This is a genomic window from Amycolatopsis sp. w19 (assembly GCF_051373225.1).
GTDB lineage: Bacteria > Actinomycetota > Actinomycetes > Mycobacteriales > Pseudonocardiaceae > Amycolatopsis > Amycolatopsis japonica.
Genome location: NZ_JBPQFM010000001.1, coordinates 864,056 through 886,233 on the forward strand (window position 1 = coordinate 864,056; position 22,178 = coordinate 886,233).

At 68.9% G+C, this 22,178-nt stretch carries 21 protein-coding genes; 11 read left to right on the forward strand and 10 right to left on the reverse strand.

All coding sequences use genetic code 11. The features are described 5' to 3' along the window. Positions 1–115 precede the first annotated feature (115 nt). The 3 genes from ACSMFO_RS03880 to ACSMFO_RS03890 all read left to right on the forward strand — a co-directional run bounded on the left by ACSMFO_RS03880 (position 116) and on the right by ACSMFO_RS03890 (position 2,426). Positions 116–1,081 (forward strand): aldo/keto reductase, encoded by a 966-nt coding sequence (locus ACSMFO_RS03880; protein ID WP_038513211.1) that lies wholly within the window; start codon positions 116–118, stop codon positions 1,079–1,081. A 113-nt stretch (positions 1,082–1,194) separates the two neighbouring features. Beyond that, positions 1,195–2,208 carry a YncE family protein gene (locus ACSMFO_RS03885; RefSeq protein ID WP_436456942.1) on the forward strand — a complete coding sequence of 338 codons (1,014 nt, stop codon included), beginning with the start codon at positions 1,195–1,197 and terminating at the stop codon, positions 2,206–2,208. Next, positions 2,205–2,426: a DUF5703 family protein gene (locus tag ACSMFO_RS03890; RefSeq protein WP_016334446.1), complete on the forward strand. Its 222-nt coding sequence runs from the start codon at positions 2,205–2,207 to the stop codon at positions 2,424–2,426. Before ACSMFO_RS03885 ends, ACSMFO_RS03890 begins: the two co-directional genes overlap by 4 nt. A gap of 332 nt (positions 2,427–2,758) precedes the next feature. Here the strand turns inward: ACSMFO_RS03890 and ACSMFO_RS03895 are convergent, their stop codons facing one another. From ACSMFO_RS03895 to ACSMFO_RS03910, 4 genes are read right to left on the reverse strand one after another with little or no spacing between them, the layout of a single operon-like run. After that, positions 2,759–3,505, reverse strand: coding sequence for an SRPBCC family protein (locus tag ACSMFO_RS03895; protein ID WP_436456943.1), 747 nt, complete (start codon positions 3,503–3,505; stop codon positions 2,759–2,761). After that, positions 3,506–4,102 (reverse strand): winged helix-turn-helix domain-containing protein, encoded by a 597-nt coding sequence (locus tag ACSMFO_RS03900; protein ID WP_436456944.1) that lies wholly within the window; start codon positions 4,100–4,102, stop codon positions 3,506–3,508. A 40-nt stretch (positions 4,103–4,142) separates the two neighbouring features. Next, positions 4,143–5,021 (reverse strand): alpha/beta fold hydrolase, encoded by an 879-nt coding sequence (locus ACSMFO_RS03905; protein WP_436456945.1) that lies wholly within the window; start codon positions 5,019–5,021, stop codon positions 4,143–4,145. Then, positions 5,021–6,343, reverse strand: a complete 1,323-nt coding sequence (locus ACSMFO_RS03910; RefSeq protein WP_436456946.1) for a M20/M25/M40 family metallo-hydrolase — start codon at positions 6,341–6,343, stop codon at positions 5,021–5,023. Before ACSMFO_RS03910 ends, ACSMFO_RS03905 begins: the two co-directional genes overlap by 1 nt. Before the next feature lie 210 nt (positions 6,344–6,553). On the opposite strand from ACSMFO_RS03910, the gene ACSMFO_RS03915 reads away from it, so the two are divergent. Together ACSMFO_RS03915 and ACSMFO_RS03920 are read left to right on the forward strand one after the other, a co-directional pair. Further along, a complete protein-coding gene (locus ACSMFO_RS03915; protein WP_436456947.1) occupies positions 6,554–7,669 on the forward strand; it encodes a serine hydrolase domain-containing protein in 1,116 nt (371 codons plus the stop codon). A gap of 481 nt (positions 7,670–8,150) precedes the next feature. Beyond that, positions 8,151–8,894 carry a hypothetical protein gene (locus ACSMFO_RS03920; protein ID WP_436456948.1) on the forward strand — a complete coding sequence of 248 codons (744 nt, stop codon included), beginning with the start codon at positions 8,151–8,153 and terminating at the stop codon, positions 8,892–8,894. On the opposite strand, the gene ACSMFO_RS03925 is transcribed toward ACSMFO_RS03920, so the two are convergent. The 3 genes from ACSMFO_RS03925 to ACSMFO_RS03935 form a co-directional block, all read right to left on the reverse strand. Beyond that, positions 8,808–9,035 carry a YxiG-like protein gene (locus tag ACSMFO_RS03925; protein ID WP_436456949.1) on the reverse strand — a complete coding sequence of 76 codons (228 nt, stop codon included), beginning with the start codon at positions 9,033–9,035 and terminating at the stop codon, positions 8,808–8,810. The two genes, ACSMFO_RS03920 and ACSMFO_RS03925, sit on opposite strands and share 87 nt — an antisense overlap. 4 nt (positions 9,036–9,039) lie before the next feature. Next, positions 9,040–9,348 (reverse strand): YxiG-like protein, encoded by a 309-nt coding sequence (locus ACSMFO_RS03930; RefSeq protein WP_436456950.1) that lies wholly within the window; start codon positions 9,346–9,348, stop codon positions 9,040–9,042. A 502-nt stretch (positions 9,349–9,850) separates the two neighbouring features. Continuing rightward, the gene (locus tag ACSMFO_RS03935) at positions 9,851–11,083 is read right to left on the reverse strand and encodes an acetyl-CoA hydrolase/transferase family protein (protein ID WP_436456951.1); all 1,233 of its coding nucleotides are present in this window, start codon (positions 11,081–11,083) and stop codon (positions 9,851–9,853) included. Between the two features lie 256 nt (positions 11,084–11,339). Here ACSMFO_RS03935 and ACSMFO_RS03940 point away from each other — a divergent pair, with 256 nt between their 5' ends. The 5 genes from ACSMFO_RS03940 to ACSMFO_RS03960 all read left to right on the forward strand — a co-directional run bounded on the left by ACSMFO_RS03940 (position 11,340) and on the right by ACSMFO_RS03960 (position 17,851). Next, positions 11,340–14,210 carry a type 2 lanthipeptide synthetase LanM family protein gene (locus tag ACSMFO_RS03940; RefSeq protein ID WP_436456952.1) on the forward strand — a complete coding sequence of 957 codons (2,871 nt, stop codon included), beginning with the start codon at positions 11,340–11,342 and terminating at the stop codon, positions 14,208–14,210. 13 nt (positions 14,211–14,223) lie between these two features. Beyond that, a complete protein-coding gene (locus ACSMFO_RS03945; protein ID WP_016334466.1) occupies positions 14,224–14,418 on the forward strand; it encodes a hypothetical protein in 195 nt (64 codons plus the stop codon). A gap of 89 nt (positions 14,419–14,507) precedes the next feature. Then, on the forward strand, positions 14,508–17,396 hold the full coding sequence (locus ACSMFO_RS03950) for a helix-turn-helix transcriptional regulator (RefSeq protein ID WP_436456953.1): 2,889 nt from the start codon (positions 14,508–14,510) through the stop codon (positions 17,394–17,396). Between the two features lie 3 nt (positions 17,397–17,399). After that, a complete protein-coding gene (locus ACSMFO_RS03955) occupies positions 17,400–17,639 on the forward strand; it encodes a glutaredoxin family protein (protein ID WP_073843331.1) in 240 nt (79 codons plus the stop codon). Continuing rightward, positions 17,636–17,851 carry a putative acetyltransferase gene (locus tag ACSMFO_RS03960; protein WP_360130293.1) on the forward strand — a complete coding sequence of 72 codons (216 nt, stop codon included), beginning with the start codon at positions 17,636–17,638 and terminating at the stop codon, positions 17,849–17,851. The genes ACSMFO_RS03955 and ACSMFO_RS03960 overlap by 4 nt, the downstream gene beginning before the upstream one ends. 449 nt (positions 17,852–18,300) lie before the next feature. Here ACSMFO_RS03960 and ACSMFO_RS03965 read toward each other — a convergent pair whose 3' ends face one another. Continuing rightward, entirely contained in the window at positions 18,301–19,185 is an 885-nt protein-coding gene (locus tag ACSMFO_RS03965) for a manganese catalase family protein (RefSeq protein WP_436456954.1), read from the reverse strand. Positions 19,186–19,218: 33 nt separating this feature from the next. Next, positions 19,219–19,674: a DUF4383 domain-containing protein gene (locus ACSMFO_RS03970; protein WP_037338321.1), complete on the reverse strand. Its 456-nt coding sequence runs from the start codon at positions 19,672–19,674 to the stop codon at positions 19,219–19,221. Between the two features lie 166 nt (positions 19,675–19,840). Between ACSMFO_RS03970 and ACSMFO_RS03975 the strand changes: the two genes are divergently transcribed. Next, positions 19,841–20,509, forward strand: coding sequence for a hypothetical protein (locus tag ACSMFO_RS03975; RefSeq protein WP_436456955.1), 669 nt, complete (start codon positions 19,841–19,843; stop codon positions 20,507–20,509). Position 20,510: 1 nt separating this feature from the next. Here the strand turns inward: ACSMFO_RS03975 and ACSMFO_RS03980 are convergent, their stop codons facing one another. Further along, positions 20,511–21,818, reverse strand: coding sequence for an aldehyde dehydrogenase family protein (locus ACSMFO_RS03980; protein WP_436456956.1), 1,308 nt, complete (start codon positions 21,816–21,818; stop codon positions 20,511–20,513). Positions 21,819–22,178 lie beyond the last annotated feature (360 nt).

The window sequence follows — 22,178 nt, forward strand, 5'->3', positions numbered from 1 at the left end:
GTGTCACTCCTCCGTTCAGGGTGTTGACAGCCGATGACCCGCACGGTGGTACTCGATCACGACACGCTCACCTGCTCCGCGACCCGCACTTGCCTTCCGGCTAGGCTCGCCCGTCGTGGAAAAGCGACAGCTCGGCCGGTCGGGACTTCGGGTCTCGCGGATGGCCCTCGGGACCATGACGTGGGGTGGCGACACCGACTCGGAGGAGGCGGCCAGCCAGCTGGTCGCGTTCGTCGACGCCGGGGGCACCCTGGTCGACACCGCCGACATCTACGGCGAGGGTGAGAGCGAACGCGTCCTGGGCGCGCTGCTCGGCGACCTGGTCCCCCGCGACGACATCGTGCTCGCCACCAAGGCCGTCGCCCGCCGCACCGACGGCCCGTTCGGCGGTGGAGCCTCGCGCGGTGCCCTGCTGAGCGCGCTCGAAGGCTCGCTGCGACGGCTCGGCACCGACCACATCGATCTCTGGCAACTGCACGCCTGGGACACCACCGTGCCGGTCGACGAGACACTCGCCGCCCTCGAATACGCCGTGACCAGCGGAAAGGCCCGCTACGTCGGCGTCTCCAACTACTCGGGCTGGCAGCTGGCGACCGCCGCGGCCCGCAGTTCGGCCGTCGCCCCGCTCGTCTCGACGCAGGTCGAGTACTCGCTGCTGGAGCGCGGGGTCGATCGCGAGGTCGTCCCCGCGGCCGAGCACCACGGCATCGGGCTCCTGCCGTGGGCACCGCTCGGCCGGGGCGTGCTCACCGGCAAGTACCGCAGCGGGACGCCCGCCGATTCGCGCGGCGCTTCGAGCGTTTTCGCGGGCTATGTCGAACATCACCGGACCGATCGCGCGGCCAGGATCGTGCAGGCGGTCGCGACGGCCGCCGACGGCCTCGGCACCTCGCCGCTGGCGGTCGCGCTGGCCTGGGTCCGCGACCGGCCCGGAGTCGTCGCGCCCGTGGTCGGAGCCCGTGACACCGGTCAGCTGACCGGCTCGCTCACCGCCGAGGACATCACGCTCCCGCCCGCCATCCGCTCGGCGCTCGACGACGTCAGCGCGATCGAGGTCGGGTACCCGGAACGCGGCCTCTGAGCCGTCTCGAATATTGGATTAGGTGACTGTTGGGTGACGCTGACGTGACGTGGTGGAGTTCCAGGAGGATGCTGGACAAGTCCGTTCGACGAGTAGCAGGTGGAGGCACCAAGGTGGGTCGGCTGTCCGCCGTTTCCCGGATCGCGATCCCGCTCGCCGGTGTCCTGGTGCTCTCGTCCTGTAGTTCGGACGACACGCCGAACGACTCCTTGCAGATCGTGCAGAACCCCGTCGCGGCGACCGCGGCGGTCTCCCCCGCCGTGACCGTCAAACCCGCCGGTTCGGTGTTCGCGGTGCCGGGGGTGCGGGCCCTGGTGACCGACGAGGCGAGCAAGTCGCTGGTCGTCGCCGTTTCGGAGCCGCCGTCGCTGCGTATCTACGAACTCGCCGCCTTGGACGCCCCGAAGACGACGGTGGCCCTGCCCGGTCCTGCCGAGCGCCTGACGGTCTCGGGCTCCCAGGTGCTCGCCAGCGTTCCCGGCAAGAGTCTCCTGGCGAAGGTCTCCCTCCCCGGTGGCGCGCTGGAGACGGTCCCGGTCGCGGGGCAGCCGTCGGCCGGTCTCGCCGACGGCGACGCGACGCTGGTCTCCGTCCGGGACCGCAAGGCCGTCGAGGTGCTGTCGAAGAACGCGGGACCGAGGACCATCACCGGGCAGATCTACAGCGCCGACGACGTGCTGAACACCGGTGACGGCGTGGTCGTGCTCGACAAGCTCCGCACTGCCCTCTTCGCTGTCGACCTCACCGAGGGCAAAATCGGCGAAGGCCTGCGCGCCGGCGACGGCGCGGCCAACGCCGTCACCGACGATCTCGGCCGCGTCTTCGTCACCGACGCGCGCGCGGGCGCCCTGCTGGCGTTCTCCACGACTCCGCTGCTGTTGCGCCAGCGCTACCCCGTTCCCGGCGGGGCGTACGGCATCGCCTACGACCGCACGCGCGGCCTCGCCTGGGTCACGCTCACCGAACGCAACGAGGTCGTCGGTTTCGACGTCCGCGGTGGAGAGCCGATCGAGAAGCACCGGTTCCCCACCGTGCGGCAGCCAGATTCGGTCACCGTCGACGAGCAGGGCGGCCGTGTGGTCGTCGGCTCGGCCATCGGAGAAGGGATCCAGGTGATCACGCCATGACAGTGGTGGACGAGGCGGTGGTCGAAGGGGATTGGGAGTACCGGCGGCTGCAGCTGCCTCCAGGTGTTTCCCGGCGGGCGGCGGCCACGCAGCTGTCGATCCACGCCGAGTTCGCCGGCTGGGAGCTTTCGACCGTCCGGCTCTACTCGGACGGGACCCGGAGGGTGTGGTTGCGCCGGAAGCGCACCGCTACGCCGCTGCCCGGCCTCATCACTTGAGAAGCAGCCGATGATGTGGGCCCTCCCGACCGGCTCCGTGCCGTCGGGTGGTCGCTGTAGTACGTGAAGGCCCCCTTTATTGCGTCTAGCGCAGTGAAGGGGGCCTTCACGTACTTGGGAAGGTGTGAAGGTCGAGTTTCCTCGGCTGAGCCGAGGGAAGGGGCCCTTCACGCGCTGCCGCTGCGACTGCTGGGGCTTGTGGGGCGCGTGTGACACTCGCAAGTCCGTGAAGGCCTCCGTGAGGGACTCTGGGTCCCTCACGGAGGCCTTCACGGACTTGGCACGCGCGACGAAAGCGTCCTTCACCGCGTGCGATGCGGCGAAAGGCCCCTTCAGCTCTTGAAGACCCGGCCCAGCCAGCCGGCCCAGATCCCGTCCTGTTCCGCGGGATCGACATCGCCGAACAGGTGATGCATCGCGACCATCGGCCCGGCGAACCCGCGCACGAAGCGCAGGAAAGCGTCCGAGGTCCGGATGCCGACCGTCTGCGTGTTCGCGAGATAGACCTCGCCCTCCACAGTGGACACCGAGTCGGTGGAAAGCCGTACCCGGTCCCCCGTTTCCGGCCGCCCCGCGAGGCCGAGTTCCCGGCCCAGCTTCAGCCACGCGCTGTCCCAGTCCCCGATCATCGGCCCGAACACCGTCACCGGCACGGCCTTCCGGCCGGCGAACCGGTTGAGGTATTCGACGAGGGTGCGGAGGAACAGCTCGCCACCCGCGGTCATCGCCTCGAACTCGTCTTCCCAGTCGTCGCCGGGCAGGAAGCCGCTCGTCACGGTCCGCAGCACGGTGCTGCCGCCGGAGCGGCCCTCGATGAGGAATTCGTACGCGACGAACCGTCCGTCCGGCGCGGGTTCCGTGCCGTAGACGAGCCGCTCCAGCGGGTCCCAGGACGTGATCGCCGACGTGGGTTCGTAGCCGCCGAACGCGGTCTTCACGGTTCCGCCGACGCCGCCGTCGACCTCGTTGCGGCCCATGAACCACGACGTGATCCCGGGTCCGGTCGCGATGGCGTCCCAGACCTGTTCGGGCGTCGCGTCGACCTCGAGGCGGTCGGTGATCTCGAATTCGTGGCCCACTCAGCGCTCCTCGGGGTCGGTTCTGACACTCGGATGGACGGCGACGACGATCCGGTGATCGCGGCCCTGTTCGGCGCCCTCGTCGTGGTATTTGCTCACCAGATTCGTGATCGCGACGGTGAGCTCTTCGGCGAACGCGGCCCGGTCCGCGGCGGAGGAGAACCGCACCTCGCCGTCGATCGCGAAGGTCGCGACCCGCTTGCGCGCCTTGGTCGCACCGGTGATCAGCAGGCCGACGTCGCGAACGAGCCTCCCGGCCACCGCGAGCAGCCAGCGTGCGGACAGCCGGTCCGGCGACTGCGCCGGATCGGGCTGCACGGCCGAGAGCGCCGTCGGCGAGATGACGTACGAGGACGCCGTCGCACGCATCATGCGCTCGGTGACGTTGCCCTTCCGTCGTTCCTCGACGAGCTCGACCAACCCGTGCTTCTCCAGCGCGCGAAGGTGGTAGTTCACCTTCTGTCTCGGCAGGTCCACCCGCGCGGCCAGCATCGTGGCCGACGCCGGCTCGGCGAGTTCGGCGAGCAGCCTGGCCCGGACCGGATCCAGCGACACTTCGGCCGCTTCCGCGTCCTCGATCACCGCAACGGAGAACATGCCAAGAAGGTGTCACCGAAAAGAGTTTTTGTCAAGGAAGTCAGTCTTGTCGGTGCACCCGGTTCGCGAGTGCCAGCAAGCGGGGCACCACCTGCGGGGCCGCCTCGAGCGGGACGACGTGCCCGACCCCGGGGAGCACCACGGACGTGCCGTTCTGCACCGCACCGGCCAGCTCCTCGACGTCCGCCGTCGGCACGAGCCTGTCGCGCTCCCCCACGATCGCGATCACCGGCACCGCGCCGACCTGCGACAACGCGGATTCCCGGGTGTAGGCGTCCAGCGCCGGACGGAACGCCGACACCGTCTGCGGCCAGTTGCCGCGGATCATCCGCACCGTCAGTTCGACATCGGCGGGCACCGGGTCGTCCCCGAAAAGCCACCACCGCAGCCCGGCGGTCACCGCCTTGCTCGTGTGCTCCCGCACCAGGCCGATGAGTTTGGTCCCGAAGACCATCTCCAGGTCACGGCCGAGTTTGCCGAGCGCGTTCGGCCAGATCGCGTCCGGCGTGACACCGCCCGCCGACATCGCGAGCAACCCGATTCCCGCCACTCGCGCCGCGAAGACGTCCGGGTGGCGCTGGGCGAGCGACAGGATCGCGAGCCCACCCATGTCATGGCCGACCAGGACGACCTTGCCGTCGGGGATGACCTTCTCCAGCACCTCGGCCAGATCGTCGGCGAGGTGTCCCATGGTCGCCGACGCGGCCCGGACCTCGCCCGATTCGCCGTGCCCGCGCTGGTCGTAGGCGAGCACCGCGACCGGCTTCTCCGCGGCTTCCGCCAGCACCGGCGCGATGGCGCGCCAGCTTCGCCTGTCGAGGGCGTACCCGTGGAGGAGGACGACGGTCACCGGCGCCGACGGATCACCCCAGCGTTCGAAATGCAGGGGTGTCCCGTCGGCGGCCAGCAGACCGGGCATCAGGCCGAACGGAGGAAGCGGTCGAGCACGCGCACGCCGAACTTCAGCGCGTCGACCGGGACGCGCTCGTCGACTCCGTGGAACAGCGCCGAGAAATCGAGGTCCGCGGGCAGCTGCAGCGGGGCGAACCCGAAGTTGCGGATCCCGAGCGACTGGAAGGACTTCGCGTCGGTGCCCCCGGAGAGCATGTACGGGAGCGTGCGGGCGCCAGGGTCCTCGGCGAGGACCGCGTTGGTCATGGCGTCGACCAGGGCACCGTCGAAGGTCGTCTCGACCGGCGGCAGCTCCATCCACTCCTTCTCGATGTCCGGGCCGAGGATCTCCTCCAGCTCGGCGTTGAACGCCTCGAGACGGCCGGGAAGGATCCGGCAGTCGACCGAAGCCTCCGCGACCGAGGGGATGACGTTCGATTTATAGCCCGCCGTGAGCATCGTCGGGTTCGCCGTGTCACGCAGGGTCGCGCCGATCATCCGGGAGATGTTGCCGAGTTTCGCGACGGAACCCTCGATGTCGTCCTCGGGGAAGTCCCAGCCGGTGATCTCGGTGACGCCGTCCAGGAACTCGCGGACGGAGTCGGTCATGACCAGAGGGAAACGGTGGTTGCCGAGCCTGGCGACGGCCTCGGACAGCTTGGTGACGGCGTTGTCGCGGTGGATCATCGAGCCGTGACCGGCTGTGCCGCGCACGCGCAGCTTCATCCAGCGGATGCCCTTTTCGGCCGTCTCGATGAGGTACGCGCGGACGTTGTCCTTCAGCGTGATCGAGAAGCCGCCGACCTCGCTGATCGCCTCGGTGACGCCCTCGAACAGCTCCGGCCGGTTCTCGACCAGCCACTGCGCGCCGTACTTTCCGCCCGCTTCTTCGTCGGCCAGGAACGCGAAGACGAGGTCACGCGGCGGGACAACGCCGTTGATCTTGTAGTGACGGGCGAGCGCGAGCGCCATCCCGCACATGTCCTTCATGTCGACCGCGCCGCGGCCCCAGACGTAGTCGTCCTGGATCGCGCCGGAGAACGGGTGCACCGACCACTCCGAGGCGTCGGCGGGGACGGCGTCGAGGTGACCGTGGATCAGGAGCGCGCCGCGCGAGGGGTCGGCGCCCGGCAGCCGGACGATCACGTTGTGGCGGTCCTTGCCGCCGGACTCGACATAGGTGATCTCGTAGCCCGCGTCGGTGAGCTTCTCGGCGACGTACTCGGCCGCGGCGCGTTCACCGACCAGCGTGTCGGGGTCACCGGTGTTGGTGGTGTCGATGCGGATCAGTTCACTGGTGAGGGTGACTGCCTCTTCGGCTGCTGCTTCGATCAAATTCGGTTCGGTCACCAGGCATTCCTACCATTGGTGGAGCCCGCCGACCCGTTGCCACCGCGTGGTGGACGTCGTGTGACGGCCCACTCCCCCGTGTGCCCGGCGATCTGCTCTCTTCGAGTGGTTGTGATTTTCAGGTACTGCGGGTGGCGAACGCCGGCCGCTAGCGTCGGCTCACCGTCGTTCGGGGAGAGCCTTCGGGCTTCTAAGGGGGATTTTCGCATCGTGCAAAGAAAACTCTCGCGGGCTTCGCTGCGAATCCGGCTCGTCGCCGCGCTCACCGCGGCCGGTCTGATCGCCACCACGGGCACCGCGCTGGCCGACGCCGACGCCGACGCCGATGGCAAGGTCGTGCAGGAGGCGCTGGACCAGCTCACCACGACTGGAGGAGCGCTCGGCGCGCAGGCCAGGGTGACCGATGGCCACCAGCGTTTCACCGCGCGCTCCGGCAAGGCGGAACTGGGTTCGAACCGGCCGGTCCCGGAGAACGGCCGGTTCCGCGTCGGCAGCATCACCAAGACGTTCGTATCGACGGTGCTGCTGCAACTCGCCGGCGAGGGCAAGCTCGACCTGGACGTGCCGGTCGTCCGCTACCTGCCCGGCCTGATCGACGGCCGCATCACCGTGCGCCAGGTCCTGCAGCACACGAGCGGCCTCTACAACTACACCGACGCGTTGCCGCTCGACCCGGCCGAGTTCGAGAAGATCCGCTACAAGCACTGGACGCCGCAGGAACTGCTCAAGATCTCGACCGGCAAGCCGCTCGACTTCGAGCCCGGAACCCGGTGGAGCTACTCCAACACCAACTACGTGGTCGCGGGTCTGCTGGTGGAACGATTGACCGGCAGGCCGTACGAAAAGGCGGTCGAGCAACGGATTTTGAAGCCGTTACGCCTCCACGACACCGAGGTTCCCGGCGACGACGTCGACATCACCGGCCCGCACGCCCACGGCTACGTGTCCGTGGCGGGCAAGCCGACCGACATCACCCGCCTCAACCCTTCGGTCGCGTGGGCCGCGGGCGAGATCATCTCGACGACCCGTGATCTGGACACTTTCGGCGTGGCTCTGGCGGGCGGCAGGCTGCTCAAACCCGCACAGCAGCAGGAGATCACCAAGACCACGACGGTCAGCCCCGAATACGGTCTCGGCCTGCAGGTGCAGACCCTGCCGTGCGGTGCCCGGGTGTGGGGCCACAGCGGCGGTATCCCCGGCTATTCTTCGCAGCTGCTGACAACGCCGGACACCCATAAGCGGCTGGAGCTTTCGGCCACGAGCGCGCCGACCGGAGGCGATCCGAACCCGGCGTTCGTCAAGCTGCTCACCGAGGTCTTCTGCTGATGCTCCACCGGTCCACGGGCACGATTTTCATCGAGGACAACGTTTTCTCCCTCGGAGCCTTCCCCGCCCCCCGACACCACGGGATTGCTCGCCACGGCACCGGGTTTCGTCGCGGTCACCTGCGGCGTCCATCTCGGCGACATCACCGTCACCGCGGATACCGATACCCCCATCACGCTGCCGCCGACTCCGGACGGCGACTTTCGAGTACGGGGACTCAGTACGTCACCGCGACGCCGGTGAAGACCGTGGACCGAACGATCCGGTCGAACAGCACTTGATCCAAATCTGGCCGGACACACCACACTCCGACGAACTGCTGAAGGCCACAGACAAAACCGGCGCACGCTGGCGCGATCCCCGACGACGCTGAACGAATTCACCGGGAACGGCATTTTTACGCTCATACCCCCGCCGTTTCCGCGCTAGTTTCCTTCCCGGAGGGACCGGGGGACCTGGTCACGAATCGGCGGGATCGGAGATGACCGGCGTGAAAGGCACCGTCCTCGGGCGCTCGGCGGGGGCGGCATTGCTCCTGTTCGCGGCGGCCTGCAGTACTCCCACGACTCCCCCGCCCAGCACTCCATCGTCGTCTCCGGCGACCACCGCACCCACGAGTACGACGCCGACGGTCGATCTTTCGTCCCTGCGTCAAGGCGCGGTCCCGGCGAAGTACCCCGAGCCGGATATGAGCAAGTTGCCACCCAAGCCCGCGGACTCCGCACCGCTGCGGGAGCGGATCGCCTGGGAAGCACTGCAAAAAGTGACCAGATTCGCGCATCGCCTCGACCCCGCGGCGCGCTCGTCCTGCCCCGCGTTCGACCCCGGGCGCACCACCACGGTGACCTGCACGGTCACTTATCTCGGCGAGGGTTACGACTACGTGCTGCGCGACATCAAGTTCCAGGGCACCGGGCTGACCGACGGCCGCACCGAACAAGGAACCGTCTCCTACAAGGCGGACCTCACCGCCGGGCCGATCGTCCGCGACCAGGTCGAGTCGGTGCTGCGCTACCAGAACAGCACCGAATACACGGCCTGTGACATGCCCGAGCACGTGCGCTTCGGATTCGACTCCACCCGGCGACGGCCGTCCGGGTCGTCAGTCGTCGGCGAGTGGATCTACGTGCCCGGCATCTCATGCCGCTACCTCGATTCCAAGGCCCGAGCGGTCAAAGCCATTCCCTTGGAGCTCTACGACTGGGGCGCGCCCATCCATCCGTGATAGCGGTTCGGCGGCTGAGGCGGACGCTTCCTGGGCGTCGCCGTCATCGGCCGCGGTGAAGGGCGAGTAACCGATCTCGACGCGGTCGACCGACAGGTCGGAGAACACGAGCGAGATGGTGTGGCCGTTGGCCTCGATCATCGCCTCATGGAACGGCCGGCCCAGCCCGCCCCTGCTCGAAGTCGACCAGCCGATCGTCCAACGACCGGCTCCACGTCTCGCGTGTCACCGCGGAAGCCACCGACGCACGGACACAATGCTTGAAGCGATAGCGCAGGAACTCCGGCCGGATCCCCGTCCGAGGATCCGCCGTCGCGTAGACGAGCACGTCGTAATCGCGCATGTAAGTCGGTGAGCCCGTGAAAGACGAGTGCGACGAGCCTCGATGAGAACGCGCTTCCCCTGGCCCGGTCACCCGTATCGGTGATCCTCGCCGACTCACCATTCGTGGCATGTGGATCACCGGTTCGTGTCACCCCTCCGCCCACTTGCCGTAGCGGAGGCTTAACGTCCACATCAGCGCGCCGCAACCCCGCTACGCACGGTGTCAGCTCCCACGAAACCCACCCCTGGCCCAAAACACGAAAGACTTACGTGTTTATCGTAGGAAGATTCACGACCCGCCGAACGCCCGGGAAATCGTTTTTTGACAGGTCGCCAACGTGGTGAAAATCTTCGATCGCTCCTCGCGAGAGCACAACCGAACACGAAATCCGAACAAGGAGCCCCTCAATGCAGATGTTCACCCAGCACGTGCACCACGGTCACGACCTCATTTCGGGTCTGCTCGCGCACCTGGCCCACGTGCTCGGATGGCTGGTCTGACGCTCTAAGCACAGGGATTGACGGGGGCCAATCTGTTGGCGCGGGTCGGCCCCTCGTGTTTGCGACCCGGTAAAGGGGCACGATCGTGTCCCTTTACCGGGTTCCGGTTTTTCGAGCCGAAAGAAATACCGCTAAAGCGCGAATCCCAGGTCCCTGCCCCGCGCGATGAGTTCTTCCCGCGCCGAAGGATGCGCGACCTGGTCGACGATCTGCCGCGCCTGCTCGCTCGCGTCGTTGCCCCAGATGGTCGCGACACCGTGCTCACTGACCACGAAACTGTGCTGGAACGACGTCACCGGACCGGTCAGCCGGGGCACGACCGTCGAAACGTCGGCCTTCGGATGCCACGACGGCAGCGCGATGATCGCCCGGCCACCGGGTGAATGCAACGCTCCGACCACGAAATCGGTCTGCCCGCCGAACCCCGAGTAGATCGCCCCTCTCACCCGGCTCGCGTTGGCCTGGGCGTACAGGTCGACTTCGAGGGCGCTGTTCACCGAGACCAGACCTCGCTGGCGGGCGATCACGGCGGGATCGTTCGTCTTTTCCGTACGCAGCAGGCGGATCCGCGGATTGCGGTCGAGCCAGCGGTACAGGTCCGCACTGCCGAACACGAACGACGCCGTCACCGGTTCCGCCGGATCGAGAGCACCCGCTCGGTCGAGCGCGAGCACGCCGTCGCTGAACATCTCCGACCAGATCGCGAGCCCGCGCCGTCCGGTCACCGCCGCCAGGGTCGCGTCGGGGATCCCGCCGATGCCCAGTTGCAGGGTCGCACCGTCCTCGACAAGCCCGGCCACCCGCTCACCGATGGTCCGCGCCGTGTCCCCCACCGGCCGCGGGACCGGCGACAGCAGCGGTTCCACCACCTCGATGCCGTAGTCGATCTCGTCGACCGGCACGACGCCGTCGCCGTAGGTGAACGGCATCTCGGGATTGAGCTGCGCGATGACCAGGCCGCCGCGGGCCCGCACCGCCTCGATGGCGGCCGGCAGGATGTTCACCTCCGTGCCCAGCGACACGACGCCGTCCACCGGGGCCGAGGTGTGCAGCAGGACGACGTCCGGCGGCAGCGAGTGCTTGAGCAGCTGTGGCACCAGCGAAAGCCGGGACGGGAAGTACCGCAGCCCGGGGCGGCCGCGCATACCCGCGCCCACGAACGGCGTCTCCAGCATGACACCCTCACGGTCCGGCATGCCGGCCTGCGCGTTCAGCGCGAACAAGCGGTACTCCGCCAGTGCCGCGTCCAGCACCTTCAGCGCCCGCATCGGCGTGGCGAAGTTCCCGCTCACCACTACTCGCGGCTTTGAAGCGGGCACGCCCGCGAGAACGGAACCGAGCTGGCTCTCCGACAAGACGCGCATGAGCCGATCATGCCCGAGGAGCCCCTCGCCGGCGCGGGCCGGACCCCCAGAAACCGGCCCGCGTCCGGCCCCGCCCGACCATGGTGCGACCGGGACCGGTGCCCGCGCATGGGTGCCGGGACCCCATATTCCGGTGCGGCGTCGAACGGCCACCGTCCGTGCCCGGCGGTCACTCTCCGGACATCTTCGTGTGTGCGCTGAATGTGGGGGTGCCGCCCCCATGTGCGTACCGCGCCGGACTGAAAGCATTACCGCCGTGACGCCCCCACCATCGGCGACGTCCCTGCCGCCGAGGTGGTGGGAGCACGGCCGGACCCCGCGCGAACGGACAGCGGACAAGCCCCTCTGGGCCGACTTCGCCGAACACGCTGTCACCACGCTTCTGCCGGAGCGCCCCCCAGTCGGTGACTGGCGTGTGCGGTTCGCCGGGGTCTTCAGGTCTCTCGTCGACGCCGCCTCGCGTGACGCGGTCCCGGACGATCTCCCCGGCGCCGACGTCGACGCGCTTCGTCGGGGTTTCGCGGCGCAACTCGACCAGCATCTGCTCAACCTCTCGGTCCGTACGCTGGTCCTCGAACTCCACCGCGCCCGCAAAGCCGGAGCCCTCCAGGGCGAGACGCCCGAAGAGCGCTTCTCCGATTTCGTGCGCCGGCAATCCACTCCGGCCGGGCTGGTCCGGTTGTTCGGCGAGTACCCGGTGCTGGCCCGGCTCCTGGCCCAGGCCTGCCTGTACGCCGCCGAGGCCCACGCCGAAATGCTCGCCCGGTTCTCGGCCGACGCGGCCTTGCTGCCCTGCTCGGTCATCGACGGCGAACTCGGCACGCTCGTCGAGGTCGCGGGCGGGTTCGGTGACTCGCACGCCCGCGGCCGGTCGGTCAAGCTGCTCCGCTTCTCCAGCGGCGCCAAGGTGATCTACAAACCGCGCTCGCTGATCCTGCACGAGCGGTTCACCGACGTCGTCGAACAGCTCAACAAACGGCTGCCCGGGCTCGAACTGCGCACCGCCGACGCGCTGACGCGTGACGGATACGGCTGGCTCCGGTTCGTCGAACATCAGCCGTGCGCCGACCTCGGCGACGTCGACCGCTTCTACCGCAGGCAGGGCATCCTCCTGGCGCTCCTGCACGCGCTGGACGCCACCGACGTCCACTACGAGAACATCATCGCCTGCGGCGACCAGCCGGTACTGATCGACATCGAGACCCTGTTCCAGCCGTCGCCGCCCGTCCCGCCGGAGGGCGACCCCGCGGCGGCGATGCTGGCGCGTTCGGTGCAGCGCACGCTGCTGCTCCCCCAGCTCTTCGCCGGCGAGCACGGTGCCGTCGACATCTCCGGCCTCGCCGGCCGCGGTGGCAAACTGCCCACCGACCGGGTCGATTGGGCCGACGCGGGAACCGACCGGATGCGGCTGGTCCGGGTGCCCGGCGAACTCGCCGGGAGCAACAACCTGCCCCGCCTCGACGGCCGCGACGTCGCCCCCGCCGAACACAGCGCGGCGCTGCTGGCCGGATTCCGGCTCGGCTACGACGCGATCTCCACCGGACGGGACGAACTCGCCGAGCTTCTCCGGCGCTGCGCCGAGGATCCCATCCGGGTGCTCATCCGGCCGACGAACTTCTACTCCCGCCTGCTGGACGAGACCACCCATCCCGACCTGCTTCGCGACGCCGCCGACCGCGACCACGCGTTCGACCTGCTCGAAGAAGACTCGGTGCGGGAGGAGAAACTGCTCCGGCTCGTGCCGCACGAGCGGGACGATCTGTGGGCGGGCGACGTGCCGATGTTCACCTCGAACCCCGGTTCGACGTCGCTGCTGGATTCGTGTGGCGACAGCGTCGAAGGGGTCGTCGAACAGCCGTCGCTGGACACCGTGCTGGCGAAGGTCGCCGAAATGGATCCGCTCGACCAGCGGGACCAGGAATGGCTGATCTCGGCCACCCTCGCCATCAGCACGGCGGCCGACGGCCACCACGGCGGCGGCGAGACCGCGGAAACGGCGGTGCCGAATCAGGCGCCGGACGCGGAACGGCTGCTGGTCACCGCGTGCGGGATCGCCGACCAGATCGTCGCCAACGCCTTCTCCGACGAGCATCGCTCCAACTGGCTCGGGATCGAACTCGTCGACGACCGTTACTGGACCGTTCTCCCGATGGGCGCGGGCCTCGGCGAGGGCTACTGCGGTGTCGCGTTGTTCCTCGCCCAGCTCGCCGAGCTGACCGGGATCGCGCGGTACCGCGATCTGGCCGCGTACGCGATCAGCCCGCTTCCCGGCCTCTTCGCCACCCTCCGAGCCGATCGCGAGCTGGCCGCCACCGCCGGCTGCGGCGGGCTTCTCGGACTCGGCGGTGTCGCGTACACGATCGCCCGGCTCAGCACCCTGGTCGGCCTTCCCGCGGGTGACCTCATCGAGCAAGCCGTCGAGCTGATGCCCGAGGCCACCTCCGAAACGCCATCCGGGTTCACGACCGGGCTCGCGGGTGGTGTCGCCTCGATGCGTTCGGTGTATGTCCAAACAGGACTGGAGACGGCGCTGGCGCGAGCCGACCGCTACGCCGCACAACTGCTCGAACGCGAACGTCCATCGGAGAAGGCCTTCGCCCGCGGTTCGGCCGGGATCGACTGGGTCCTCCGGGCACACGACCGTCCCGGCGAAGAACCACCCGGAAAGGCGGACGATCGGGCGGAAAGCACCGGCGGCTGGTGCGACGGACTCGCGGGTGACGCCCTCGGAATGGCCGCGCACCTGCCCGATCCCGAGCACGCCAGGGACCTGGACCGGACGATCAGGCGGCTGACCGACGGGGCACCGCTCAAGGATCTCAGCCTGTGCCACGGCGAGTCCGGAGTGCTGGACGTGTTGTGCGTTCTGGCGGAGAACGGGCACACTGGCGCCGCGGCCGCGGTACGCCGCCGGACCGGTCATCTGCTCGCCGCCATCGACCAGCGCGGTGCCCGCTGCGGGACACCCGGCGCGGTCCCCTCGCCAGGGCTGCTGAGTGGCCTGGCAGGGATCGGCTACGGCCTGCTGCGGCTGGGATTCGGCGACCGGGTCCCTTCCGCGCTCCTGCTCCGCCCCGACCGGCCGCATCCCGCGGCCACCGTTTTTCCGCCGGTAAACCGAGTATGAGGAGAAGAACCACATGTACGAAAGAGATCTGCCCGCCACCGAAGACGTCCTCGGCGCCGTGAACCTGCCGCGCGCCCTCGAGGTCGGCTCGCGCAACCACGCGCTGGCGGGCAGCAAGCCGCGGCTGAGCGCCAACCCGCTCGCCACCCTGTCCACGGACACCGGTTCGCCGTCCGTCGTCAGCGTCTTTACCGGCGGCTGGATTTAAGAGAGGCTCACGGAGGCGGGCTCGCGCCGCCCGCCTTCGTGATCAACTTTTGGCCGTGACAGCGGAATCCGCTCGCTATAGTCACGGCGGTGGGTATCCGTTCGTCGCGGGTGATCGGCCGCGACGCCGAACTGGCCGAGCTCTCCGGAGCTCTCGATCGCGCCATCGCGGGTCGCGGCGGCGCGATCTTTCTCGTGGGCGAAGGCGGCATCGGCAAATCCCGGCTCGCCGTCGAAGCCGCCTCGCGAGCGGTCGCCGCCGACATTCCGGTGTTACAGGGCAGGGCCAGTTCGATCGGCCCGCTCGTCCCGTTCCGTCCGCTCACCCAGGCACTGCTGTCGCATTTCCGCGGCGGGGGCCCGCCGGAGGCGACCGAACTCGACCCGTTCGTCCCCGTGCTCGCCCAGCTCATCCCCGACTGGAGCCGAGGAGACCGGCCACGAGAGTCCGGCTCCCTGCTGGTGCTCGCCGAAGCGGTGTTCCGGCTGCTGGCCGTCACCAGCCGCGACCGCGGCGCGCTCCTGGTCCTCGACGATCTCCAGGACGCCGACGCCGAGACGCTGTTCATCCTCGAATACCTCGTCGACAACCTGCCCGCGGCGCAGACCCTGTTCGTCGGCACGCTCCGCAACGAGCCCTCCGACGCGCTGCGCCTGGCGACCTCCGGAGCGCAGCGGATGAGCTGCGCCGTCGTCGAACTCGGCAGGTTCGGCCTCGCCGACACCCACGCGCTCGCCGCCGCCTGCCTTGAGACCGAACCCGGGCAGTTGCCATCGACCGCGACAGAACTGTTGTGGCGCAACAGCGCCGGCCTTCCGTTCATCGTCGAGGAACTGCTCCACGGCATGGTGAACGACGGTCTGCTGGTCGAAGGCCGCGACGGCTGGCGCGTCATCGGCGAACTCCGTGCCCGCGTCCCCGCCGCGCTGGTCACCAGTATCGGTGCCCGGATGGAGCAACTCGGCGAGCAGGCCGGCGAACTGCTTTCGGTCGCGGCGATCATCGGCCGCCGCTTCCCGCTGACGGTGGTGCAGGCGGTCACCGGGACCAACGACCGGACGCTGCACAACCACCTGGGCGCCGCGGTCTCCGCGAACCTGGTGACCACCGACGAGATGACGCCCGGCTGGTACGCCTTCCGACATCCGCTGACCGCGGAAGCGCTGCTGGCGCGCCAGTCACCGGCGCGGAAGGCGGAACTCGCCCGGCAAACCGCCGACGCGGTCGAGGAGCTGTACCCGGGACTGCCGGGCGACCTGTGCGCGCTCGTCGCGTCTCTCCGGCTGACCGCCCTGGACGAGCGGGCGGCGGGCCGGCTGTTCGCGGAGACCGGCCGTCGCGCTCTCGACGCGGGTGCCGCGGACTCCGCGGTCACGATGCTCACCAAGGCCCTCGACCTGCTCGCCGGGGCCGACGCGGGTGATCGGGCCGAGGTGCTGGAGACGCTGGTGCACGCGCTCGGGCAGACCGGTCAGTTCGACCGGGCCGTCGAGCTTTCCGCGGCGTTCGGCGAGATCGGCACGCTCGAACGGGCCGCGAAACTGCGCACCCAGCTGGCGTGGGCCGCCTACATCGCGGGGCGGCACGACGAATGCCTCGGCCAGATCGAACGCGCCCGTGCTCCCCTCGGCTCGGCGATCACCCCCGCTCAGCAGGCGGCACTCGACGCCGTCGAAGCGAACCTCTGGCTCGACGTCCCCGGCAAGACCGGCACGGCCGAGCGGCTCGCGCGTCAGGCGTGGAAGGTCGCCGAGGCGACCGAGCAGCCGTTCGTCGTCTGCCAGGCGTTGCAAGTGCTCGGGATGCTCGCGCTGTCACGGGACCTCAGCGAATCCGAGCACTACATGCAACTCGCGCGGCGGACCGCCGAGGACAACCATCTGCACCATCTCCGCACCCAGGCGCTGGTCCGGCTCGGCGGGCATCGCGTGCTGATGAACGGCGACGAGCAGACCTTGCTGCTCGCTCGCGCCGACGCCCAGCGGACCGGGTCGATCACGCTGCACTGCGCGGTCGATTCCGTGCGCACCATGCACGCGATCCTGCGCTGCGATTTCGGCACCGCGCACACGTTGCTCGCGGAGAACCTCGCCGTGCTGGGCAGGCTCCGGCTGACCGCGTTGCTGCAGTACGCGCATATGACCAGGGCGATGTCGGCCGGGCACCGGGCGGACCGGCCCGCGATGGAGCAGGCACTCGACGACTTCCGCGAGAGCGGCGGCGAGAACGCGCAAGAGATGGTGCTCAGCATCGGGCTGGCGCGTGTCTTCTGCTCGCTGCTCGAAGAGGACTTCGACCGGGCCCGCCGCGAACTCGGCCAGGTCATCGAGCTGGAGGACCGGCGGCCGAGCCGGTTCCACCTCGCCGGCCGGCACGGGCTCCGGACGCTCGTCGACACTCTCGGCGGCGCGCCCTGCCCGGAGGACGGATCCGCGGTGAGCGGGATGCGGTGGAACCGGCAGTTCGTCGAATTCGCGCGCGCCGTCGAGCACGGCAGGCGGGGCGACGCGGCCGAAGCCGAACGAGCGGTGGCCTCCGCCCTGGAGACGTCGGCGCCCTATCCCCTGGCCCGCCATCTCGGGCTCCGGCTGATCGCCGAGCCGGCCGCGGCCGACGGCTGGGGCGATCCGGCAGGCTGGCTCAAGGAGGCCGAAGAGTACTTCCACGGCAGGGACATCCAGGCAGTGGCGGCCGCCTGCCGGACGCTGCTCCGCAAGCTCGGCGCCCCCGTCCGGCAACGGCGCTCCGGCGTCGACCGGGTGCCCGGCGACCTGCGCGCGGCCGGGGTCACCGTGCGCGAATACGAGGTGCTCGTGCTGCTCGCCGAGCGGATGGGGAACAAGGACATCGGCGCCCGCCTGCACATCTCGCCCCGGACGGTCGAGAAGCATGTCGCGAGCCTGCTCGCCAAGACCGGGCTCGCCGACCGTGCGGCCCTCGCCGAACACGCCGCCGGACCGCGACCTGGCATGCTGTGAGCCATGAGCGACCTCACCGTGTACGGCGCCGGCTGGTGCCCCGACGTCAAACGCAGCCGGGCCCTGCTGGATTCGAAGGGCGTCGAGTACGACTACATCGACGTCGAAGCGGACTCCGGCGCGGAGGAGACGGTGCGCGCGCTGCAGAACGGTGAGCGGCGGATTCCGACCATCGTCTGGCCGGACGGCACCCACCTGGTCGAGCCGAGCGACGACGAGCTCACCGCGCACCTGAACCGGTGACCCTCCCGGACGTCCCGGTCGGCACGAGGGTCGTCGTGCGGTACCGGATCGAAGGCGGGTTCACCGACGCCCTCGGCTACCTGCGCTCCCGTGACGACACGGAATGCACGGTGGAGACCAAACGCGGACTCGCGACGATCCGGCTGGCGGACATCGTCCTGGCGAAGACGGTCCCGCCGCCTCCGGCTCCACGCAGGCCTCGTGAGTGGTGAGGACGGTTAGAACCAAGGCTGCCTTAGGTACCTACTGAATGCGGGTGGCCGTCGGCCGCAGGTCCGTGAAGGCCTCCTTCCCTACCCTGAAGGTAGGCAAGGAGGCCTTCACGGACTACACGATCGCCACCCGCGGCTCTGCAACACCATCAGCCCCAGCAGCCACAGCGGATTCGCGTGAAGGCCCCCTTCTCTCGGCTGAGCCGAGGAAGGGGGCCTTCACGTACTACAGGGGGCGCGCCTCGTGAGTGGGTGTCTTGGGTGCCTACGGTCGAGCGGTTTCGCGTGACCGGTGGGACGCCATTCGTGTCTGGACGGACGACACTCAATAGGACTCGGCCGTCGCCGCGGAGGTTGCGAAAGCCACTTTCGCAACGTTGAAGGTTGCGAAAGTGGCTTTCGCAACATCTCCAGCACTCCACGGACCGTGAGCCCCATCGCGAACCGGGCTAGCTCTTGCGCGACTTGGTGGCCTTCTTCTTCTTCGCGTCCTTGGCCTTGCCCTTGACCGTCCCGACGGCGTCCTGCAGCGGCGCATAGGTGCCGAACAGCGCGGGATCCGGCTTCGGAGCGGTGCCCGGACCGCCGAGCGGCTCCGGGTCCATCAGGTACTCGATCCCGTCTTCGCCGAAGCTCCAGCCGCCCTTCGCGCCGTCCGGCCCGTCGGACAGATGCCACACGGTGTTGTTGTGGTCCTGGTTCTCCTCGTCGAACAACGCCGTCGGCGCGATGTCGCCTTCCAGGCCGTCGGCCTTGAGTTCCTCGATCGCGGCGAGCCACTGCTTCTGGTGCACCGTGTCGCGGGCGAGATTGAACTGCAGCATGGCCTTCACACCCGGGTCGTCGGTCATGTTGTACAGCCGGGCCGTCTGCAACCGGCCCTGCGCCTCGGCCGCGGCGTTCGCCCGGAAATCGGCCAGCAGATTGCCCGACGCGACGACGTAGCGGCCGTTCCAGGGGTAGCCCTGGCTGTCGCTCGGCGTGGCCCCGCCACCGGAGATGATCGCCTGCTGGGGGTCCATCCCGCCCAGGATCGCCGCGGTGGCCGGATCCTTCGCCGCCTCGGCCACCATGGTGGCGGGTGCCCCTTCCAGCAGCCGGGCGACCATCGTCGCGAGCATCTCGACGTGCCCGATCTCCTCGGTCGCCGTATCCATGATCAAATCCTTGTACTTGCCCTCGATCCGGCAATTCCAGCCTTGGAAGAGGTACTGCATGGTGACGGTCATTTCGCCGTAGGCGCCGCCGATGAGTTCCTGCAGCTTTCGGGCGTACAAGGCGTCCGGCTTTTCCGGCTTGGCCTCGAACTGGAGCGATTTGGTGTGACGGAACACTGATTACCTCCGAATACTGGGGGGAAGAACGGATCAGCGAGAGTCGGCGATCGGCGCCTTCGAGCCGGAAAGCGGAATGAGCCCGAGTGCGATCATCCCGACGGCCAGCCCGAGGTGCAGCCAGTTGTCGGCGCTGTTGACCGGCACGAAATTCGCCGCCGACCCGTGGTCGATCAGCAGGCCGTACAGCCAGAGCACGAGATAGATCACTCCGCCGCCGACGAGGAACGCCTTCGCGCCGCTCGCCGTCCGGGCCAGCAGGATGCCCGCGACACCGAACGCCAAGTGGACGATGTTGTGCAGGATCGAAACCTGGAACACGCCCAGCAGCAAAGCGCCGGACTCGTGCCCGGCCCCGCTCAGCTGCTCGTAGTTCGTCGTGATGCCGGGAATGAAGCCGAGAATGCCGACGAGCAGGAAGACCGCGCCCACGCCGAGGGCGATGAGCTGGCGCGGAGCCCGCCGAACGGTGGCCGGCGATGCAGTCATGATTTCCTCCGATCCAGGTGGAATGAACTTCTGGAGCATCGAGTACCCGTGCCGGAGCCGGTCACACCGGGGAATCGGTGTTTTCGAATTCGTGGGAATTCCCGTGTAATCCGATGCCGCCGGGGTAGCCACCGCCCAGTACTCACATCGCAAGGAGGCGGAAATCGTGGCCGAGCACGAAGCACTGCAGGCAGGGCCGATCGGCAGGCTTTTCCGGGCCGGCTTCCACGCCCTCTCCGCACTTCGCGGCGCGCGAGCGTTCCACCCGAACGGCCTACTGCTCAAAGGCGAACTTCACGCTTTGAGGCGCGACGACCTCGCGTTGCCGCCGGAACCGGTGACCGTCACCGTTCGAATGTCCAAAGGGGCCGGGCTCCCGGGTCGAATCCCCGACGCGCTGGGGCTCGCGGTCCGTGTCCCCGCCGCCGACCGCGATCCGTGGGATCTCACCCTGACCACTTCGGCTGTCCGGGTGGTGCCGCGGCCGGCGCGATCCTGGACCACCGGCCGCTTCAGCTCGTTGCTGCCCTATCGCGTGAACGGCGAACTGGTCTGGCTGTCGGCCCGCGCGGAAACGCCGCGGCACACCGAAGCGTCGCTGGACGCCTTGAGCCGACTGGTGAACGAAGGACCGGTGACCTACCTCGTCGAAACCGTCCGCGCGAACGGGCATCGGAAACCCTGCGCGACGCTGACCCTCCACGAGGTGGACCAAGACGCCTCGCGCCCCGCCTTCGATCCGATGTTGAACGCTCCCCCCGGCTGGGAGCTGCGGCCCCGCTGGCTCACCGGGTTGCGCGAGCGCGCCTACGAGGGCAGCCGCGAAGGCCGCTGACTCATCCCGCGAGCGGCTTGTCCAGCACCGCCTTCACGTGGCTGAAATTCTCGATCGAGTAGCGCCCGTGATAGCGGCCCATCCCGCTCTCCCCCACCCCTCCGAACGGCAGCTCCGGCGCCGCGAGATGGATGATCGCCGCGCCGAACACCAGCCCGCCCGACGAGGTCTCCGTCTCGATCCTGCGCTTGGTCTCCTCCGATTCGGTGAAGGCGTACAGCGCCAGCGGCTTGTCGCGCTCGTTGACGAACGCCAGCGCCCCGTCGACGTCGGGCACGTCGATGATCGGCAGGATCGGGCCGAAGATCTCGTCCCGCATCACCGGGGCGTCCGGCGAGACATCCGTGAGCACGGTCGGCGCGATGTACTTCTCGTCGCGGTCGGCCTGACCGCCGACGACCACGGTTCCGTTGTCCAGCAAGGCGGCGAGCCGGTCGTGGTGCCGGGTCGAGATGATGCGGCCGTAGGTTTCGCTGGTGGCCGGGTCGTCGCCGAACATCGCTCGGACGGCCTCGGCCAGGTGTTCCGCCAGCTTCGGGCCGGTGTCGCCGATCGCGAGGACGTAGTCGGGCGCGACGCAGGTCTGGCCCGCGTTGGCGAACTTGCCGTAGGCCAGCCGCTGGGCGGTCACGGCGAGGTCCGCCCCCGGCTCGACGATCGCCGGGCTCTTACCGCCCAGCTCCAGCGTGACCGGCGTGAGATGCTTCGCCGCCGCGGCCATGACGATCCTGCCGACCGTCCCGTTGCCGGTGTAGAAGATGGTGTCGAACTTCTGCTCCAGCAACGCCGTCGTCTCGGGGATCGCACCTTCGACGACACGGACGCCCTCGACGTAGTTCGGCAGATGCTCCGCGATCGCGGCCGAGGTGTTCGGCGACAGCTCACTCGGCTTGACGACCGCGCAGTTGCCCGCCGCCAACGCGCCGACCAGCGGCGCGAGCACCAGTTGCAGCGGGTAATTCCACGGCCCGATGATCAGCGCGACCCCTAGCGGCTCGCGAACGACGCGGCCGTCGGCCGGTCGCAGCGGATACGGCAGGCCGGCGGGCTCCGGGCTCAGCCAGGAGTCGAGATTCTCCAGCGTGTGGTCGATCTCGTTCCGTACGAGCGCGATCTCCGCGCGCTTCGCCTCGGCGGTGTTCTTGCGCAGATCGGCGTAGAGCGCCTTGAGGAAGACCTCGGCCTGCTCGGACAGAAGGGTCCGCAGGCCCGTGAGCTGCGTTCGCCGCCACTCCACCGGTTTCGTGACACCGGAGCGGAAGAGGGTGCGCAGTTCTTCGACGACGGCGGGGGCATCGCTGCTGATCATGGTTCTGAGCCTAACCGTGGGCGGTCACTGCCGCGCGGTATAGGGCGTTATACAGAAGCCTAAGGCGTGACTCGCGTGATCAGGGACGTGACTCGCGTGACTGGAGGCCGCACTCGGGTGTTCCGCCGCTGATCACGCGAGTCCCGTCTTCGATCACATGAGTGCGGTGCCAATGCCTCGTGAGTGGTGAGGACGGCCAGAGCGACGGGTGCCTTGAGTACCTACTGGACTGTGGCTGTGGCTGTGGCTGATCGCGGGTCGGGTCCGTGAAGGCCTCCTTGCCTACTCTGAAGGTAGTGAAGGAGGCCTTCACTACCTTCCCCGAGTACATGAAGGCCCCCTTCCTTGCGTCTAGCGCAA